This is a genomic window from Paenibacillus sp. FSL R7-0272, assembly GCF_037969905.1.
In the GTDB taxonomy this organism is placed as follows: Bacteria; Bacillota; Bacilli; order Paenibacillales; family Paenibacillaceae; genus Paenibacillus; species Paenibacillus polysaccharolyticus.
Map to the genome: position 1 here is coordinate 5,933,542 of NZ_CP150221.1, position 19,585 is coordinate 5,953,126.

13 protein-coding genes are annotated in these 19,585 nt (G+C 47.3%); 1 reads left to right on the plus strand and 12 read right to left on the minus strand.

Going from position 1 to position 19,585, the window contains the following annotated elements; genetic code table 11:
* Positions 1–649: 649 nt before the first annotated feature.
* From MKY23_RS26075 to MKY23_RS26095, 5 genes are all read right to left on the minus strand, one after another.
* Positions 650–1,567 (minus strand): SAM-dependent methyltransferase, encoded by a 918-nt coding sequence (locus MKY23_RS26075; protein WP_339833261.1) that lies wholly within the window; start codon positions 1,565–1,567, stop codon positions 650–652.
* Between the two features lie 207 nt (positions 1,568–1,774).
* On the minus strand, positions 1,775–2,998 hold the full coding sequence (locus MKY23_RS26080) for an MFS transporter (protein ID WP_339839717.1): 1,224 nt from the start codon (positions 2,996–2,998) through the stop codon (positions 1,775–1,777).
* A 166-nt stretch (positions 2,999–3,164) separates the two neighbouring features.
* Positions 3,165–5,228: a molybdopterin oxidoreductase family protein gene (locus MKY23_RS26085; RefSeq protein WP_339839720.1), complete on the minus strand. Its 2,064-nt coding sequence runs from the start codon at positions 5,226–5,228 to the stop codon at positions 3,165–3,167.
* 467 nt (positions 5,229–5,695) lie between these two features.
* Complete coding sequence (locus tag MKY23_RS26090) at positions 5,696–6,553, minus strand: formate/nitrite transporter family protein (RefSeq protein WP_339833264.1); 858 nt, start codon at positions 6,551–6,553, stop codon at positions 5,696–5,698.
* 256 nt (positions 6,554–6,809) lie between these two features.
* Positions 6,810–8,171 (minus strand): FAD-dependent oxidoreductase, encoded by a 1,362-nt coding sequence (locus MKY23_RS26095; RefSeq protein WP_154984481.1) that lies wholly within the window; start codon positions 8,169–8,171, stop codon positions 6,810–6,812.
* A 574-nt stretch (positions 8,172–8,745) separates the two neighbouring features.
* Between MKY23_RS26095 and pelA the strand changes: the two genes are divergently transcribed.
* Entirely contained in the window at positions 8,746–9,888 is a 1,143-nt protein-coding gene (gene pelA / locus MKY23_RS26100; protein WP_339839723.1) for a pectate lyase, read from the plus strand.
* A gap of 123 nt (positions 9,889–10,011) precedes the next feature.
* On the opposite strand, the gene MKY23_RS26105 is transcribed toward pelA, so the two are convergent.
* The 7 genes from MKY23_RS26105 to MKY23_RS26135 form a co-directional block, all read right to left on the minus strand.
* Complete coding sequence (locus tag MKY23_RS26105) at positions 10,012–10,491, minus strand: glutathione peroxidase (protein ID WP_090924172.1); 480 nt, start codon at positions 10,489–10,491, stop codon at positions 10,012–10,014.
* Between the two features lie 65 nt (positions 10,492–10,556).
* The gene (locus MKY23_RS26110) at positions 10,557–11,375 is read right to left on the minus strand and encodes a ferric iron reductase (RefSeq protein WP_339833270.1); all 819 of its coding nucleotides are present in this window, start codon (positions 11,373–11,375) and stop codon (positions 10,557–10,559) included.
* Positions 11,376–11,476: 101 nt separating this feature from the next.
* Positions 11,477–12,361 (minus strand): ABC transporter ATP-binding protein, encoded by an 885-nt coding sequence (locus MKY23_RS26115; protein ID WP_090924170.1) that lies wholly within the window; start codon positions 12,359–12,361, stop codon positions 11,477–11,479.
* Between the two features lie 491 nt (positions 12,362–12,852).
* Positions 12,853–16,071 (minus strand): hypothetical protein, encoded by a 3,219-nt coding sequence (locus MKY23_RS26120; protein ID WP_339833275.1) that lies wholly within the window; start codon positions 16,069–16,071, stop codon positions 12,853–12,855.
* Positions 16,068–17,327 (minus strand): hypothetical protein, encoded by a 1,260-nt coding sequence (locus tag MKY23_RS26125; protein WP_090924168.1) that lies wholly within the window; start codon positions 17,325–17,327, stop codon positions 16,068–16,070. The genes MKY23_RS26120 and MKY23_RS26125 overlap by 4 nt, the downstream gene beginning before the upstream one ends.
* Positions 17,328–17,453: 126 nt before the next feature.
* The gene (locus MKY23_RS26130) at positions 17,454–18,146 is read right to left on the minus strand and encodes a beta-mannanase (protein ID WP_221791686.1); all 693 of its coding nucleotides are present in this window, start codon (positions 18,144–18,146) and stop codon (positions 17,454–17,456) included.
* A 21-nt stretch (positions 18,147–18,167) separates the two neighbouring features.
* Positions 18,168–19,451, minus strand: a complete 1,284-nt coding sequence (locus MKY23_RS26135) for a vWA domain-containing protein (protein WP_221791687.1) — start codon at positions 19,449–19,451, stop codon at positions 18,168–18,170.
* Positions 19,452–19,585 lie beyond the last annotated feature (134 nt).

Genomic DNA, 19,585 nt, shown 5'->3' on the forward strand with positions numbered 1-19,585 from the left:
TCGCCCCTTCTTGCTTCACTCGTCCATGACTATTTCGTCCTGTTCTCTGTTCCATTATAGTTACTATTCATTGTGATGCATATATTTTGAGATGATGTTTCAGGGTACCTTTAAAGTATGTTATGGTTGTACTATTATTATAAATCTTTAGTTGTTTCTCAACCATTTCAATTATGGATCGAAACGTTTCGAGGTATTTCCAAAAAAATAATTCATGCTCAACCTTCTTGTCTCTCTGCTGGAGTACAAACAAAACTGTAGTCATGATCGTTCCTTCGTAATCAAATTCTTCTTAATCATATAAAAAGAAATATTGAGAAATCTGCTCTACACAACAGATTGAAACGTTTCGACATTTTCATTATAGTCGCTAGTGATAGCGATTTCAACCATTTTATTTGATTTTCGCAGAAAAGAAGAACATATTCAATACGTTCATATCTCACTTTGAACCTCACATAGGCTTCAACGCTTATGTTCAGCATCAATGATTATAAAAAGAGGACTTGCTTTATAGGAGAGCCTATACCTCAAATTGTCCCAAGATCAGCCTTAAAAATCCAACCTAAGATCAAAATAAAGATTATAGATAAATATCCATATAAAGCAAGTCAAACGATCTAACGAATGAGACTTACACGGGATCAGATTACTTTTTTACCGCATGAATAAAATGAATCGTCTCAAAAGCAGACAAGTCATCTGTTCGTTGACTGAAATACCGCTCCTGTACTTCTTCAGGGGATAGATGCTCATAGATGAGAAGACCTGCTTTTTCCAGCAGATGCTCCATGTCTTCATACGTGAAGCAGGATAGCATCGGTTCGCCCCCCATCGTAGCCATTTTGACCATGTTTTCGACACGGTTATATTTGCCCTTTTCCTGAAAGAGATGTTCATCTGCATAATCAAACACGATTGAACTTCCAGCTGGAAGAGGTGCAAACGCGTGATGAATTAAACGACAGAGGTCTTCTTTGGGCAAATAATACGAAACGCCAAGCAGTGTAAACATGGTTCTCACATCTCGGAATAGGCTGCTCCAAGAATCCGTACGAATCATCTCACGGGTGAAGTCCATGGGTACAAAATGAAGATTGCGTGGAATAACCAGCTCTGCCTGCCTCAAACGCTCTTTCTTTAACTGCTGTTCCGATGGGAGATCTACCTCGAATATGTCCAACTCATCCCCCAATTCCGGGTGCCTAAACGCAAACGTGTCCATACCGGCACCAAGAACAATCATCTGTTTCACGCCCAGCGCAGCTTCCTGCAGCATCACCTGTTCACTATAGGCAGAGCGAGCCAGCGTGATCGGTGACAGCTGGACTTGGGTTATCCATTTTAATATCTGATTTGAATCACCCCTGAACTGATGATCCGCATCCGGGTGAAAGAAATGAATGCCTCGTATCATGTTTTCGCTAATTGTTGCGAACTCTTCTGAAGTGATCAGTTTTCGACTTACAAAATCATTAAAGATAAGTGGTTCATCATGCTCCATATGGTAGGCTCGGGCAAATGCTGAAATCAGAGACGTTATACTGGACTCCTTCTTCTCGCTCATCACATGTTCCTCCCGTATCAACAAAAATAAGGTCCCCCTGGCCAGGAGAACCTTAGTATATACGGAAAGTTTTTATATGTAAATTATAGCATATATAAACTTTTTTGTCAATCTCATTTTGAGATAAGTTCATTAGAATCTATATTATTTCAGTCGTCTCTGTTGTTTAGATTCAGTATGTTCATTTTGTCCGTTTCACTTAGAAACCTATGCGTCCATGCCGTATTCACGAGTCTCCCGGTTACGGTTCAGCGCAGCATGTAGTACAAATCCAAGCAGAGCTATTGCAGCCGTCCCGGTTGCCAGCCATGCTACAGGGATTAAGCCCTGTCTATCATACATAACCCCCATCGCATACGGACCGATTACACGTCCAACCGCTCCAATTCCGCCCGAGACACCGATGTAAAAAGGGGCTGCCCTCCCCGCATGCTCCGATATAAATGCCGGTGTTGCCGGTGAGATTAACATCTCTCCGAAAGTAGCGAGCACCATCGCAAGTACCATGCCCGGATAATTGTACATCGTGATCATAACAATGTAGGCGAGCCCATAAAATACGGCACTCGCTGTCATCTGGGCGCTGGAGGTACGAGCCATCGTACGTTTTATCCAACTGGTGAATGGTTGCCCCACAAAGATCAGCACACCGTTAAGTGTCCAGAGCAGACCGTACATTCTTTTCTCCAATCCTTCTGAAATAATATACGGGGATACGCCTGTATTCCAAATCGAGTTTCCAAATAAAAGGAACAACACGCCCAGACTCATAAACAGATACAGCCGAGTGTTCCCCAGCAGTGTCCAGATGCCCGGACCGTCTGGTACGGTTTTGCGTTTCGTCAGCTGTACTTCTCCCTGCTCCGGCTCCGCCCGGGACAGATAAAACCAGAAAAACACTGCAAATCCTGCTGAGGTCACCCCGTTTAACACAAAGCTCAGATGATACGAAAAGTCAGCGAGAAATCCGCTAAGCGCCGTTCCAATCGCCACACCGATGTTGTTCGCCACATAAATAATGTTAAACAGATCTCCGCGCCGCTCGGCAAACCGGAAGCCGATAAACGCTTGAATTGCAGGCAACGATAATGAACTGAATAACCCAATCCAACCCATTGCACAGATAAAAACAACCCAGTACGCGCTAATCCAAGGCAATGCGAACAATCCTGCCGCGTTTAGTGCAAGCGAACCAATGATTAGTTTTTTCACACCTACACGATGGTATAGAGAGCCACCAAGCAGCTGTCCAAAAATACCACCCAGAGATTGAATCAAAATAACAAAACCTGCGTTTGCCATCGTGCGCCCCAGCTCGTCGAATACATACATAGTCGTCAGCGGCCACATGAGAGCACTACCCGTGGCACTCACCATGCTTGCCAGCAAAAACACTTTCACTTCTTTTGGATAGTTATCCAGCCATCTCAACATTTTACCCATACTCCTTACATCTTCTAGCCTGACATACCCTTACCATTGTCCGCACAAAAAGCTCCCGCACACGTGGCACAACTCGCCACGGCGGAAGCCTGTAAGTTAAAGATATTATAATATGAATCTATATTACATCAAAACTATCTGGCTGCAAGCACATTCATTGCCGCTTCACTTCAACAGTGGCCGAGAAAAAGGTAGCACCGTTCCCCATATCCGACAAGCGGCTGGATGTCAACGAGTTGGAGCGCTGTTTTTTGCCCTCGCCGTCCCACCACAGTCCTTGGCTGATGACCGTTCCCGGAAGCATGGCATCCGTCACTTTGGCAGTCAGTTCAATACGTCCGCGTTCATTCCACACCACAACGGCATCGCCATCCTGCACATCGCGGCGAGCCGCATCCTCTGGATGAATTTGCAGTAGCGGCATCTTCTCCAAACGTTGATGTTTAGCTGAATTACCAAAGCTGGAGTTCAGGAAATTATGGTTTGGAGGAGATACAAACATCAGTGGATACGCTTCATCTGGCCCAGCAGGATTCTCTCCATCAAAACCTTCAACTAGCGCGGCGTATGTCGGTAATGGCGGTAGTCCCTTCTGTTCCATCTGCTCGGAGTATAATTCAATCTTGCCTGATGGCGTAGGCAGATGTTCCAGGAAAGATTCGTGGACCGACATGTCCAGCTTCACAAACCGCTGTTGCTTCAGACGATCCAGTGTAATCCCGTTCATATACGGGTTCTCCGTGCCCTGAAGTGCATTCTCAATCATCTGCTCCGGCTTCTCACCAAAGATGTCCGCATCATAACCCATGGCTTGTCCAAGTAACGAGAACAGCTCCACATTGCTTTTACTCTCGCCGATTGGTGCGATCACCGGCTCTTGTAGCTGGACATACTGGTGCCAGTAGGACAGGTATAGGTCTGTTGCTTCAAAAGATGATGTCGCTGGCAGCACAATATCTGCATATTTTGCCGTATCCGTCATGAACAGGTCATGAACCACAGTAAACAGATCTTCCCGTGCAAAACCTCGCTCCACTCGTTCCGTATCCGGTGCTACCACCAGTGGATTGCTGCAGTAAACTAACATAGCCCGGATCGGCTGCTCCGCCTCCAGCAATGCTTCGCCAATCCGGTTCATGTTTACGACCCGCGGATTGGCATTTTGCCTTAGGTCAGGCCGCTCGAGCGCGTCACCGTTGGTGCTCCCGTAGCTGTTCGTGCGAACTGCACCGCCGCCGCGCTTCAGCCACTGCCCTGTAATTGCAGGCAAGCAGGCGATGCTGCGCACGTTCATGCCCCCATTGTCATGGTGCTGCAAGCCATTGCCAATGTGAATATGAGCGGCCTGCGCTCTTCCGTAGAGCTGTGCCAGCTCCACAATCGTTTCTTCCGGCACGCCTGTAATGCGTGCTACGCGCTCCGGTGTGTAACTACGGACATGCTCGCGTAGCGCTTCGTGTCCCACGGTATATTTTTGCATAAATGCTTCATTCGTCAGTCCTTGCTCAAACAGCACATGCATCATTCCCAGTGCCAGCGCACTGTCCGTACCCGGATAGAGCGGAATAAACCAGTCTGCCCACTGAGCCGTCCGGTTACGATGAACGTCAATGACAACGATTTTGGCACCGTTCTTACGAGCCTTCTCCGCCAGTACAACCTGATGCATATTGGTGCTGACAATGTTCCCACCCCACACCACAATCAGGTCCGCATGCTCTGTATCCTCAGGCAACGTGCCGTGGTTGGCTCCCATCGTATATTTCCAGCCTGTGTTACCAGCAGCATTACATATCGTCTGCTCCAGCACGCTTGCGCCTAGCGCATTGAAGAAACGCCGATCCATGCCGTCGACACCTAGCACACCCATATTGCCGTAAAAGCTATAAGGGAGAATGCTCTCAGGTCCATACGTTGCAGACAAGTCTTTGAACTTTCCTGTAATTTCCTGAATCGCTTCGTCCCAACTGATACGCTCGAACTTGCCTTCACCTTTGGCGCCGACACGTCGCATCGGATATTGAAGACGCCCCGGATGATACACCCGCTCCGTCATATTTCGAACTTTATTACAGATTGCACCCTTCGTAATCGGATGATCCGGATTACCGGTGACCTTCGTAATTTTACCGTTTTCTTTATGTAATAGCAGACCACATGTGTCTGGACAATCGAGCGGGCATACCGCTGGAAATACACCATTCTCCTGTTCAATCATCATTGGGCTCCCCCTCTTTCAATAGCTATCCCTATATCATATCCCGTTCAGGGTTATAACGTAAAGAGAACAGAATGAATCGGCCAAATCTTCATCATTGCTGGAGAGCACATTGTGTGTGCAAACCGTTCATTCCATTCGAAAATTTTAATTTTGAAAAAAGTTTTTTGCCTATGATTCAATCTTTGAATCGAAGGGTAAATTAAGAACAAGGCATTAGGCTGGTGTTTCCCCACTTCCTCCTCATGCCATATCATGGACCACTCCCGAAATTCGCCATGCTCAGGTTTCGTTCCCCCGAACCTTGTCATGGCGAATTTAATTTTGGGCAAAAAAAAGATGACCCCCTCCCATCTCCCCACGATCAACCCTGTCGTGAAGCGATGAAATGCATCATCTCACTTCGTTATTCCGTATTCTTACAAATATGATGCTACAATGCTCCTAAGTGTCGACTCTCCCATAAATTACGCCTGTTTACTCCACATCGCTCTACCTTCTGCTTCCACTGAAGAAACCATAGCAGGAACAACCGTCTCCGGCTTGGCCGCTGACTCTGTTTTACGCAGATATACCATCCAATACGCAGCCGCTACGAACAACGCTCCACCCGTTAAATTACCTAGCCAAACCGGAATAAAATTCATGACGTACTGGCCCCAGGAAAAGTGCCCCTCAAAGATCGCCGCTGGAATCAGAAACATGTTGGCCACAACGTGCTGAAATCCGATAGCCACAAACGCCATCGTTGGAAACCAAATGCCCAGAATTTTACCGCTCATCGTATCGGCTGCATAAGACAGCCAGACAGCCAGCGCTACCAGCCAGTTACAGCCTATGCCTGAAATAAAAGCCTGCAGGAAGCTGTCATGCAATTTGTGTCCTGCCATATCGACAACTTTGCTCAGGTATACACCCTCTGCGGTGAGCCCAAGCACATGACCAAAGAAAAAGGCCACAAACAATGCACCGAGCAGATTACCCACGGTCACAAGTAGCAGGTTCTTCAACATGCTGGCTGGAGAGATTTTACTTGTGATTGCAGCGAGCGGTACAGCCATCATATTGCCCGTTAACAGTTCTCCACCACCAATCAAAACCAGAATCAGACCTACCGGGAACACCGCCGCTCCGATAAACGTTGCAATGCTCCCCCACTCCGCTGGTGCAGATGCAATTACGCGAATATCGAGCAGAAACCCAAGCGCAATAAAGGCTCCCGCCAGGAAACCAAGAATCAGCACAGAAGAAACCGGATTCTGTGCTTTCTTAACACCAGCCTGCGCCGTATATTGTGCAACCTCCAGAGGTGTTTTGGTCGCCATATGTCATCCTCTCCTTTGTCTTCTATCCGTTCGCAAATCATTGAATTCATCTATGGTTTTATTGTATCTCGACCTTGTCGAAAACTTTGTGCAAATAATCACAAAGTAATCTAAGAAGATGATTCAATTTGCTACTTAGACGACAAAAAAAAAAGACTGACGATATGATCGCCAGCCTTCCTTCTGTCTTTATTTTATGATGTACCCAAATTTAATATCGTTGCTAGCCGCCTACATTCATGACTCACCTCACGACTTACACCAGCGCAGGCGCTTTAACCTCTACCGGAGGCAGGGCTTGCAGACCTGCTGTGTTCAGGAAGTTCCAAGGTTTGTTGTAGTGCGGTTGGAAGAAGAAGTCGATAAACGCCAGCTCATCCACCGTCATGTTGTTCTGAATACAAACCGAGATCGTATTGATCGACTGCGTCAGATCCACTTGTGACATTACCTGTGCACCGACAATCCGGCGAGTCGCTTGTTCGTAAACCACTTTAAGCAACAGTTTCTCAGCCGTTGGCATGAACTCAGGACGGTAGCTGTCTTCCAGAACAACCGATTCGACAACAAGCCCCTCTTCTTTAGCAGACATCTCGGTCATTCCTGTTCCTGCAATATTTTGCTCATAAATTTTGATGCCCGATGTGCCCTGTGTTCCCATATAAGGTGTCGTTGGACGAACCAGGTTTCTCGCTACGAGTGTACCCATCCGCACGGCGTTTGTTGCTAGTGGAATGTAAGCCGCTTTGCCGGTTGGATTGTAGTGGATCGCACAGCTGTCACCTGCAGCAAAGACATCTTCCTGACTAGTTTGCATATATTTATCGACGATAATTGCACCGTTTGGCAACATATCCACTTGGCCTTTAAGCAGCTCCGTATTTGGACGGAATCCGATGCAAAGAATGACCAAGTCAGTCTCAAACTCCCCTTTGGATGTGATGACTTTGGTTACCTTGCCGTTCTCGCCCGTAAATTTCTGTACGGTTTGACCGAGAGCCAGTTTAATGCCTTTATTCGTGAGCGTATCTTCAATTCCATCTGTAAATTCAGGATCAAGGTATTTGTTCAAAATACGATCCACACTGTCGATCAGCGTCACTTCTTTACCGTTCATCTGGAATGCTTCGACCAGTTCCACACCGATGTATCCTGCGCCAACTACAGTAACACGTTTCGCATCTTTGGCTTTTTCGATAATAGTGTTGGAGTGATTGTAGTTTTTGCAAAGCAGGATGTTATCCATCTCGATGCCTTCCAGCTTCGGCACAACAGGCCATGAACCTGTAGTCATGATCAGTTTATCAAATGTATCTTCAAATTCTTCCCCGGTTTGCAGATTTTTAGCCCGCAAGGTGTGGCCTTTGGCATCCACTGCTGTAACTTCGTGAAGCATCTTGGTCACTACCCCGAGATCTGCCAATTGATTCGGCGAAGAGTAGAACAGGCCGTCAGGGTCTTTGACCACTCCACCTACGTAGAGCGCAATACCACATGACAGGAAAGAGATATTATCATTGCGTTCATATACAGTAATGGTGGCATCCGGGTATAATTTGGCGGTATTTACGATAGCTGCTGTTCCTGCGTGTGTACATCCGATGACTGCGATTTTCATGAGAGTTCCTCCTTGGAGTATATAAAATAATGAGTTTAATAAACATGGTTATGGTTGTGAAATAATTCACTATTCATTCGGTAGATCACTTGTGATTTATTTCACTTTATACACTCATTATAATGTGATATTTTTCACATTGCAATAGGTTTTGCAAAAATAAATTCAATTTCCTCATAAAACATGCGACAGTTCTACTTTTGTCTTAAGTTCACCATAGATTTTTATACGTTATAAGTACGGACCCAATCTTATTTTCACTGCTTACATTTTCCCCGAGTTGCCTATTGCTTATGCCCTCCAAATCATTCAAATTCCGTTTTGGCGCAGTGCCAGCTATCTTCTATCGAACACAATAGGCAGGATGAATGAACAAAATGCGAAAATGGATGCCATTTGAAATTAAAGGTTGATTTCTTTATTGGTAAGCGCTTACAATATAAAGAATCCTTTTATTGGCTTATATGATATATATGTTCCATATTAGTTCGGGAAAATAATAGCTTAAGGAGGCGTTCACTTGAGTAAACCTAAATTGTTAGCCCCATTACGCATCATACCCGTTGCACTTTCTATGGCCATGGTCACTGCCGCATTGGTCACTCCACATGCCGCTGCTGCCGATGTTAATCCTTCCTCCGCCCCAGTGACAATTAAAACCGAAGTGTTGCCGAGCCAGAAGTCTAGTCCTACCCTTGTAGATGTGTCCTCTTTGTTGCAGAAATTCAGGGATATAAGCAACTTCGCGACTGGGGATCTCGCCAAAGATACGGCTTATGCACTGAATATCGTATCCTGGCAGATGCCGCACGGCGGCTTTTACAAAGACATGGAGAAACAATATGCTACCCCTTGGAATGGTGTAACGGAACGTTCTGGCTGGAAAGACCCGAGCGGTGTTGAGCTTGGAACCTTCGATAATGATGCTACAACATCGGAAATCCGCTTCCTGACTGAAATGTATGTCAAAACCGGTAATCCGATCTTTAAAGACAGTGTCCGCAAAGCCGTTGATTTTATTCTCGTGTCACAGTACCCTTCGGGTGGCTGGCCTCAGGTCTATCCTAAACGCAGTAATTATTCGGATGCCGTAACGTACAATGACAATGCGATGGTGCAAACGATGATTCTACTAGATGATATCACCCAGCGCAAACACGGGTTTGATAATGATATTCTGACGAGCCAGGAACGCAGTAAACTAAAGCTTGCATTAGATAAAGGTATTGCTTATACCCTGAAAGCCCAGATTATAAATAAGGGAGTACCTACTGTCTGGGGTGCACAGCATGATCCTGTGACCTATGAACCGTTACCTGGCCGAGCCTATGAGCTGGCTTCCAAATCGGGATCAGAGTCAGTTGCCATTACCGCTTTCCTTATGTCTCTACCTCAGACACCTGAAATCGAACATGCTGCTAAAAGCGCATTGAAATGGTTTGATACCGTTCGTGAAGATGGCACCAAATACAATCGGCAAGGCCCCGTTTATTTCGAGCCCGATGCTGGCAGTGTCATTTGGTACCGTTTCTATAACGTCGATGAAGATATTCCTTTTTACGCAGATCGGGACGGTAAAAAATATATGAACATTCTGGACATCAGCGAGGAGCGCAGACATGGCTATTCATGGGCTGGAAGTTATGCTCGTAATCTGCTGAAGCTTGCCTCCGAACAAGGGTATTACAAGCTTAGCAAGCCACTTCCCAAATCATAATAATTTTGAGTATAGTATTCTGTGTAGATACAACACTTTAGACAATAAAAGAAGCCTGTCCCTGCGAAATAGCAGGACAGGCTTCTCGTCATCATACGTTTACCTTACAGCAGATGTAGCACATTAACCGAGCAATTGCTCAATCGTTGCACTCATGGACTCTGGTGATTCTTTCGGTTCAACGCGGCCAACAACTTCACCTTCGCGGTTTACAAGGAACTTGGTAAAGTTCCATTGAATATCGCTGGTTTCACCTGATCCGGGCTGTTGTTCTTTCAAATATTGAAAGAGGGGATGAGCCTCTTCTCCGTTCACATCTACTTTTGCAAAGACCGGGAAATTAACGCCGTAGTTAATCTGACAAAAGGATTCAGCTTCTTCGCTTGTTCCCGGCTCCTGCCCACCAAATTGGTTACAAGGAAATCCGAGTACGACGAGGCCTTGATCACGATAACGGTCATAGAGCTTCTGCAATTCACCGTATTGCGGGGTCAATCCACATTTACTCGCTGTGTTTGCAATAACGAGCACCTTGCCTTGATACATATCCAGCGGCACTTCCTGATTTGCGGTGGTTACCGCCTTGTACGAATATACGGACATTGCTAATTCCTCCTATGAGATCGTAATATCCCAATTATAAACGTGTTCAAGTGTGAACTTCAAATTTACCGGGAAGCTACAATCGCCTCATATCGAGTTTGCCGCTCAGCTTTGCTCAGTTTGGGACACGTGTAACAATAATCTTGACCCCCGTCCACCTTATAATACAGGCAGCATGTTGACTTCATTAAGATCTTCTCCCCCGGTTGATACGGGCTGTCTATCTCTACCGGCTTGAATTTCAACAGATTTTTACGTAATCCCAGAACTTCCGGTGGCATCGTTATGACATGCTCATACCCCTGAATAACAGCTTCTCGCTCCTGATCTGTAATCTCCATCTGAACAGCCAGCGTTTTGAACCATCTCAGGATCGACGCAAGCTGTGCCCACATCTGACCTGTATTCGCCCCGCCAGCCAGTGCCACTCCTTCAATTAAAGGCCGAAGCTGTTCTCCGTAATAAGCTGTAAGCATCGCCTGACGTGTAGATGTAGAAGCTACCGCTGAGTGGTGCTCGTCGTTGACGGGGGGTGCTGGATGAGCCTTTTCAGCGTCATCTAGCAGTTGAAAATGAAATGCGGGATATCCGTCCTGCAGGGTGAGTTGTAATCGAATATTATCCAGAGAAATATCCAGCACCTTGTCACACATCGCGTTTAGGTAATGTATACCCAAGAGCAAACCACGAACGGAATGCATGAAATACACCGCTGCGGTTTGCAAGCTATCTGCACGCAAATGTTCGTTATATGCTGTTAGCATATCTCTTGCCTGCTCTGCGTCCCTTAACGAAGCCAGAGGTGCAGCGTAGACAGAGTTCAAAATGGGATTCCTCGAGATACGTGCATATTGTTCAAGCCAGGTGTAATTGATTGCGCTCATTAATGAAACCTCCTGTGAATGCGAATGAGCCGCGTGCTAACAGCGCACAGCGGCTTCATTTCTATAATTCAGGATCGCACATCCGATCCAGCTCGTTTATTTTAACTGCCTGTTGCTTGCACACGATGTTCGGCGCGACCTGCCGCATGAACCATCGCACTGTTCACTACCTTGGTTTCAGGAGCAACTGGTTTTGGACGTTCGCCAGCGAGCGCATATGGCAAGCAGAGCGGTACATTGGAGCGCGGGTCCATAACGATGTCGGCTTCAATGTTAAATACTTCACGCAGCACGTCTGAGGTCATCACTTCAACTGGGGAACCTTCTGCAATGGCTTTACCTTGCTTGATGCCGATCATATGCTGTGCATACCGAGATGCATGATTCAGGTCATGGACGACCATCACAATGGTACGATTAGCAGTGGCATTTAGATGCTCCAGCAACTGCAATACTTCAAGCTGGTGAGCCATATCGAGGAAGGTTGTCGGCTCGTCCAGGAACAGAATATCTGTTTCCTGTGCAAGTGCCATAGCGATCCAGGCACGTTGACGTTGTCCGCCGGACAACTGATCGATCGGACGGTCATGGAATTCCGTCATGCCAGTCACTTCGATCGCCCACTCAATCATGCGTTTGTCTTCTGCACGCATGGAACCGAATCCTTTTTGATAAGGGAAACGACCATAGGAAACCAATTCTGTAACGGTCAGCCCTTCCGGTGCTGTAGGATTCTGAGGCAGAATCGCAAGTTGCTTGGCAACTTCACGCGTAGACTGCTTATGGATGGACTTGCCGTCGAGTAACACGCTACCTGCCTTCGGAGACATAATACGTGCCATTGTCTTCAGAATCGTTGATTTCCCCGAACCGTTGGCCCCCACAAGTGCGGTAATTTTCCCTTGGGGAATCTGAATATTCAGATCCTCAACAATCAGTCTTTCCTCATAAGCGATATCCAGCTTGGACGTCTCCAGACGAAACATGCGATCATCCCTCTCTCATTAATCCCGGTATGTATTCCGGCTATCATAACGACAACGAAATTGAAATTATATTCTGATTCAATACTCTGAATTTTCCGACGCTTTAACCTTTAAAAGAAACTGTTTAATCTGCTACACTAAAGATACTGATAATCATTATCACTTGTCAACCGAAAATCCCGATTTTTTTGATGATATAAGGCGTTTTTTGCTCGAAATCAGCATCTCATTGGCTACTATGACACTTATTATATGAGAGTATTTCTCAGTCATTCCGTGCGATTTTTCACCACTCGCCTAATTACCTTAATTTGAATCAATTGATATATGTCTAATTTGTGAACAAAAACAACTCATCAGCACACTTCATCTAGAAAAGATAATTGTTACACAAAAAAAGATGATTCTGAAACCTCCGTTTCAGAATCATCCCTCAAATCTCACTTTATAGTTCCTTGCCAGTTCCAATTCACATGGTGCCTAATACAAATTCAGCTTGGCTTCTGCATCAGGTTAATCGTGATCCCCGAGCCTTCTGCACCTTGCTGGATGCTCACAACTTGATCGGGGTTGATATCGTCTGGCAACTTAATCTGCATGCCATAGGGGTACAAGCGATCTGCTTCTGCCAAGGTTAACGGTGCCTTAGTATCCGTTTTATTCTGGCCCTCTGGTGAAGCTTCATCGGTTGAATTATCACCTGTTTTATTTTGGCTTTGCTCCGGTGATTCATTTGTTGTGCCTGTTGACGCGTTGTCAACTTCGGATGGAGCACCCTTATCCGCTTCACTCGTTGAAACATCTGGCTGTTCCTTCGAGGAATCACCTTGTTTCGTTGCTGTCTCGTCTGTTACCCCAGTCGTTGAATCAGCTGAACCTTGACCTGTATTTTCTGTATCAGAGCCTTCACCACGATTCAGGCTTTCCCACTGGTCTGTAACATCGATATCCTTTGTGCTTCCGTCATCCATATGTAGCTGAAGATTCCCCTTTTCAAAAGGAATTCCGCCTGTCTCGCTCCGAAAGCGGATGACTAATTGGGCTGGTGATTTAGACCCTTCCTGCTTGTTCTCTGCAACAATATACGCAATGTAGTCTGCTGGCTTCTCTTCGGGATTCGTGGTAGTTACAGGTTCCCGATCTATCGGTGGCTGTACCTCAGGTTCAGATGAATTGTTCATCAGAGCATACGTACCACCTGCAACACCGAGAATCAGGAACAACAGCAACAATCCCATCCACCGTGTTTTCTTCCGTCCTGTTAACATGCGCATGAACGGGGAGGCAAGTTCCGCTTTGGCCCGATCATAGACCGGCTTCAGCGCTTTTCCTGCTTTGGCATAGTACGGCTTAAAAGCAGACTTGGATCGGAACGCTTCCCGATCATGCGTTTTGAAATACAGGATGATGGCATCTGCATATCCTTTATGTGCGTTAGAACCGCGAACAAACATGCGCTGCGCACCAGACCATTCAAAAAAAGTATAGATCTCTTCGGGGTGCCCCATATGACTGCGTGCAAACTCGATCAGACCCGAATAATCAAGCCGATTACTCCCGCTACCCCCGCGATAAAACGCAAGCGACAATGCCTCATACGCTGGTGTTCCCGGCTGATTCCGTAGCTCTGCCGCGAGCCAGCGACGAGTCCAGCGCTGAAGCTCGTCCCGCTCAGCAAGGGAGAGAGATTCCATTCCTTCTTCCGCATTACCGTCGCCGCTAAGCCAAGCTCTGGCTGCCAGCATCATATTGGTTCTTGCAACGACATCCGAGCCTTGACGTACCGACCAATCCCGAACCTCATGCTCATGCTGCAAAATATCGATCTGCAACAGTTGCTCCCGATTCACCCGGTCCAGATCAAGATCCTGGATCATAAACAGGTTGATGACATAAGCAAGTTTGTCAGCTAGCTTGGTTAAAGCCTCCTGATATGCAACCGGTTGTTTACCAAGGGACGGAGTGGTTGGTTTGCTGGTAGGATGCGTAGTTGTAGCCTGCTGTCCTGAATCGGCAAAAAACTCTGTTTGTCCGATATATCCGGTAATTTCCGATTCCATCGCACTACTCTCGGTGATAAAGTCCAAAACGCTAACCCGTTGAAGAGCTTCGTTCGCTGATTGCACCGGATTGGGCGCAGAACACAGTCTTTCCCGTAGCTCGGTACAAGACCGTTCCACTAAAAAAGCGGATTGGATGGCAGATGGATGAGCCGTAACCCATCGCTGGATAAGCTCAATCACGCTTGCTGCCGTTTCGGTACGTTTCAGCTGATTGTCCAGATATGGCTCAAACAGCAGTTTGGTTAAAGAAGCATTACCCAGCACCTTATCAAAGAAGGCCTGATTCAACTGAGCATCCCGATCCAAAATGGTATACAGCTCCTGCACAGCGCGCAATCGTTTCTGCGCTCGTGCATTGTTTACACCGTAGATAAAATAATCCACAATCCGGGCCTTCACCACTGGTGCAGCGACCCTAAAATACTCACCGATGCGAGAAGCCACCACTTCTTCGGGTACATTTTCCCGGCGTACACTATCCAGCTCCCGGCTGAGCAAGGTCAGGAACAGTTCGTTCAGACGTGAACGCTGCTGTAATCCGCCCTCCGGCTTCAGATATGTCAACAAGCCGCTCAAGACCTCATGTTTGTTATTCAGATATAAATCCTCTACGCCTTGTTCAAGGCTGTAAAATACAGATAGCTCCCCATAGGCTTCGATGGAAAGTTCACGTCCAGGCTCCATGCCTGCCAACATCTCATCGGCAAATCCATAAAACTCGGCCGACCTTGCCTGATCCTGCATCAAAAACCACGCAAATTCTGCGTATGGTAACTTCGCAACTGAAGCATCCGCGTGTGTGACACGCCCAGAGACGAGATCAAATGTAAAATCCTTCTCCGTATTTCGATCCTTGGGACGCAGTGTGCCACGCTCCACAAATTGCACATGAATACCTTTCTTGGCCTGTGGCTCTTTGGCAAATGTCATAAAACCAAGCTGACGTCGGAACGCATACGGCAATGCCTTGTACAGCAGACGAAGCAATGCCTTGGCTCCTGCTGTTACTTCCTCTGCTGGCACATCCAGTGCTATGTATACCTTGCGACGTGCAGCCACAGATTGCATCACGGCATACAGCATACGCTTGAACAATGTCTCGTCCATTTTCAGAGCGCTTAGAATCTGGCTCGGTGACGTGTTTGCCTCAAAGCTACCACCGGGCAGTTCAGTTCCAAGTCCTGCTCCACCTTCTGTCGCTAAAGGTAATGCTGCCAGTGCAGGTAACTCTGTACCCTGCTCGATATCATATGAGTTGGCGAACACGGCATCTAGCCAGTCGCCACGTTTCATATATTCTTCCGAGCTTGCCGGTGATAGAACATAATTGTGAGCGAAAAACGCGCTGCGCAGGCCGGTAAAATCCGCAGCCTGATACACATTTTGCCCGAGAATGGTCTCGCCACTCTCCAGATGTAGCAGGTGCATCGAAGCCGGATACTTGCTCTCGTCCTTCTCACTTCGGCCTGTCAGCTCCGCAGGAGCATCATAGACACAGTAAGGATGAAGTATTTTTTTGATAAAAGAAGGTTCCAGTCCCGGTGATGCAGCCACCGTGTCAAACCCCTCCGTTGTCCGGAATACCCCGCGCCGCTCTCTCGTGTACATCTGCTGTTCAATGGGCGGAGTGTTAGTAGAACGCATCATCCCACTCTCCCCTCAATGTACTTGAGTTTGTATAGCAGCCACAGGAAAGGCTCGTCCACTCGGATGGGACTAACTACACCCTGAATTTTCATATCTACCGGATTACTTCCCAGCGCAGATACGGCAAAATAAGCGGTGTCTTTGAAATACACATCCATCGTACCTTTAAACGGACGGTCCACTTTCTCGATAAAACGGCGGATCTCCCCGTCGATATTCTCGAACTCGGTCAGGTCGAAAGAGTCGCGGTGCACCATGTTGCGGAACACATTGCTATTGGATTTGATGTAATCGCCCTCCTCGTCCTTGAGGGAATGTAACATGTCACTTTTGGTGAGCACGACAGCGGTTGGAATATTGGTTTTGGCCTTGTCTTGATAGGCGATGAAGTCACCAAAAAGGGTCAGTACCACATCGCGTGGCTCATCGTACTTCGGCGTCCATTCTCCCGGTTCGTTACCCAGGTTAATGCGGATTTTGTCCCGGATCGAACGAATCTGAAGCGGGTCAACCATGAACAGAATACCTGCCGAGTTTTTGATATGCTGTCCGTGCAAGCCCAGATAATCCTGCTCCACCATACCTTCACCTGCCACGTCAAAAAACACCAGGGTCAGCGGCGCTTTATCCTCGTCCTTGAACACAAACTGAAAAATAAATGGCTCCTGCAGCTTTTCCTTCTGCGTGGAATCCAGCAAGTCGCCTCGTTCGAACAGCGGCTCTTCATAATCCGCACGGAAACGGCGGCTGATCTCGGCATTCAGCGGCATACAAGCGGCATCAAAATGATCCGCAGTATAATGCTGCAATGTATGAATTAAGGAAGTCATATACACGGATTTCCCGACCTGGGATGCACCAATAATTGAAATGATATTGCTTGGTGCCTTACCCGCTGTTACAGGCAACTCATTATGACAATGCGGGCACAGACGGCGGCGTGTCATCACACCGTAACGATCATTCAGGCCCATGACAATGTTATCCGAATAGATCCGGTGCTCCTCCGGTACATCATAAGGTGACAGCACAGCTTCCATATCAAATACCGTATCCAGCCCAAAGCGTTCCCGATATCGGTTGAGCTTGGCATCTTCTCCGAGTGCATAATCCTCGTCATCATCACGATGGTGAGCCGCACGGAACACAACCTCTTCCGGTGAGAATTTGCTAAAGCAGTATGGACATACGATATCGTAGAACAACGGCCGTTCCTCCGGCTGCTGTCTCTTCAAAAACCGGCTAAAAAAACTCATAGACACTCCCCTCCCCTTATCTGTGTAAAATACATCCAAGTTAAATGGAGTTATTTACACGGTACACTTCGATGACAGAACAACCTTCCAATCGCTTGAAAGCTCAACTTCAGTCGTCATGTCTGTTTAATCTGATATCAGCCGATAGGCAGCTCCGTACTTGGGGCCGTCCGTGAAGAATAACCTGATATAGTCGTCTTTGGCCACTTCCACGGGCGGCATTTCATTTTTCCCCGGTACAAAATCACTCACAAATGGATACACCGTTCCATCGTCCTTGTTCAGCGGAACGCCACCTTGTTTACGAACATAACAAAGCGCTTCTTTAGGCACAGGTACCTCAGCAGTTACCGTGATCAACACCGTCTTGCGTTTCTGAAAAAAACCGCTCTTATAGCGAATGGCAAAGCGGATATCCGCCTTGCCTGCACTTGCAATGCCCTGATTATCTTCATCCTGCTGACGGATCAGTACAGGCCCATCCTCATGCATCTGGCATGCGTACACCGTGTACTGAATCGCACCAAAGCCGGTCATTCGATCCACATACCCGTTATTCGCCTTGTACTCCTCTCGCGTATACAGCTTCAGCTTGCCCTGTGTCGATCCGCCCACATGGTCTCCATAATCAACAACGCTCCCGTGTTCTTCACCCACACGATCCGTATTCATAAGATTAAGTTCCAATCGTTCCACGTATACCGCCTCAAGTTGCTCCGGCCAGAGCCAGCGAAGTGTGCAACGACCTTCGTCTACTGCGAGCGTCAACTTTCGAATCCGGGGAGCCGAAGGATCTGCATCTGCATTCATAAACCGCATATTCCGTTGACCTCCCCGATGTTAGAATCCTTTGCTGTGTGTATCTCTTGGCCGCCTACCGAATCCTTCCGCAGAAGAAGTTCCACGGCCAGCATCCCGGCGCCCTTTGCTCTTGCGTGGTGTGTTCTCTTTGATCGGAACAATCCAGGAGAAAAGGGTAAGTATACCTGACAGGATCAGCATGGCTCCAAATCGAACGAAAGCATCACCCACACTAGAACCGTTTAACCCCCACTCCAGTAACAGTCCGGCTAGCAAACCTGATACTGCACCACCTACACCGAAGCTGAGTGCAAGATGACGGTTATCAAACACAAGTCCAAGGGATACGCCAAGCGCCACACCGATCAGAAGCAAAGCCACAACACGGAAAATGGCCAGATACATACTGTGTTCCATCGCACCTGTACGCTCCGTCACGAGAGTACGTTCATCAATCGTATCGTAAATCTGCTGAAACGCGACATTCAGCCCACCTGCGTCAGGTACATCATAGTACATCCCGCCGGTTTGCTGAGCAATGCTCTTAAGCAAATCCGTACCCGAAGGGTCTACCAAGCTCAGACCAACAGTATGGATAGCTACTTGTTCCTGTACATATTGTGGCAAAATACCTGCGATATCAGCATCACTGAATCCGTCCGATAACAGGATAACGACTGTTCCCCGTTTCGGATCTTGTTTGCCTTCGATCAGTTTCATGCCTTCCCGGAGTACCGCATCAAAATTCGTCCCCCCGGATGTGGTGACAATGCCGTCGATTTTGCTATTCACTTCGCTTTTGGCAGCTTCACTATCTACGGCAATAAACGGCTGCAACAGTTGAGGCTGATCGTCAAACGTAATGACAGCCACCTGTTTGTCGCTCTCCATCTGATTAATGAGCGTCTTGGCTGCTTCAAACCGCCCGTTATTGGGATCAGTCTCGTTCATGCTGCCTGAATTATCGATCATCAATATGATGTCTTTGACCTGTTTTGCCCCGCCCGGATTGATCTGGTACAGCAATTGCAATCCCATCCCTACAACCAGTAGCAGTGCTAGCGTTGCAGGCACAAGCAGCTTCCAGGACAAGCTGAGATACCTGAGCTTCCACGAAGCACCGTTCAGTCTTGGTGAGATCATCTCTGCCAGTAGGCAGAACAGCCCCACGCTAAGTGCTAGCACACCGAAATATAACCCCATCAGCAGCAGGCGCGGCATTTCCCCAAGCCACTGATGCAGCATGATTTCTCCTGCCGCAAAACCAACTGCTCCGCCAATTAGGCTGAACAGCACCAGGAGAAGATTGATTTTTCGCTGCATGTCTGCATGCATCCTTTCTCAACGCCCGCCAGAAGCGGGCTGACTTAGTACCCACGAAACATAGAAGGACACCTCTGCTTAATCTAAGCAAGTTGAACTTAAAGATGGTTTACCTCTACACTCCCTTAACAGGA

Excerpts from the sequence above, each read along its gene's own strand:
- MKY23_RS26075 (WP_339833261.1), bottom strand. The coding sequence starts at position 1,567 with ATGAGCGAGAAGAAGGAGTCCAGTATAACGTCTCTGATTTCAGCATTT.
- MKY23_RS26085 (WP_339839720.1), bottom strand. The coding sequence starts at position 5,228 with ATGATTGAACAGGAGAATGGTGTATTTCCAGCGGTATGCCCGCTCGAT.
- MKY23_RS26090 (WP_339833264.1), bottom strand. The coding sequence starts at position 6,553 with ATGGCGACCAAAACACCTCTGGAGGTTGCACAATATACGGCGCAGGCT.
- MKY23_RS26095 (WP_154984481.1), bottom strand. The coding sequence starts at position 8,171 with ATGAAAATCGCAGTCATCGGATGTACACACGCAGGAACAGCAGCTATC.
- pelA (WP_339839723.1), top strand. The coding sequence starts at position 8,746 with ATGGCCATGGTCACTGCCGCATTGGTCACTCCACATGCCGCTGCTGCC.
- MKY23_RS26105 (WP_090924172.1), bottom strand. The coding sequence starts at position 10,491 with ATGTCCGTATATTCGTACAAGGCGGTAACCACCGCAAATCAGGAAGTG.
- MKY23_RS26110 (WP_339833270.1), bottom strand. The coding sequence starts at position 11,375 with ATGAGCGCAATCAATTACACCTGGCTTGAACAATATGCACGTATCTCG.
- MKY23_RS26115 (WP_090924170.1), bottom strand. The coding sequence starts at position 12,361 with ATGTTTCGTCTGGAGACGTCCAAGCTGGATATCGCTTATGAGGAAAGA.
- MKY23_RS26120 (WP_339833275.1), bottom strand. The coding sequence starts at position 16,071 with ATGATGCGTTCTACTAACACTCCGCCCATTGAACAGCAGATGTACACG.
- MKY23_RS26125 (WP_090924168.1), bottom strand. The coding sequence starts at position 17,327 with ATGAGTTTTTTTAGCCGGTTTTTGAAGAGACAGCAGCCGGAGGAACGG.
- MKY23_RS26130 (WP_221791686.1), bottom strand. The coding sequence starts at position 18,146 with ATGCGGTTTATGAATGCAGATGCAGATCCTTCGGCTCCCCGGATTCGA.
- MKY23_RS26135 (WP_221791687.1), bottom strand. The coding sequence starts at position 19,451 with ATGCAGCGAAAAATCAATCTTCTCCTGGTGCTGTTCAGCCTAATTGGC.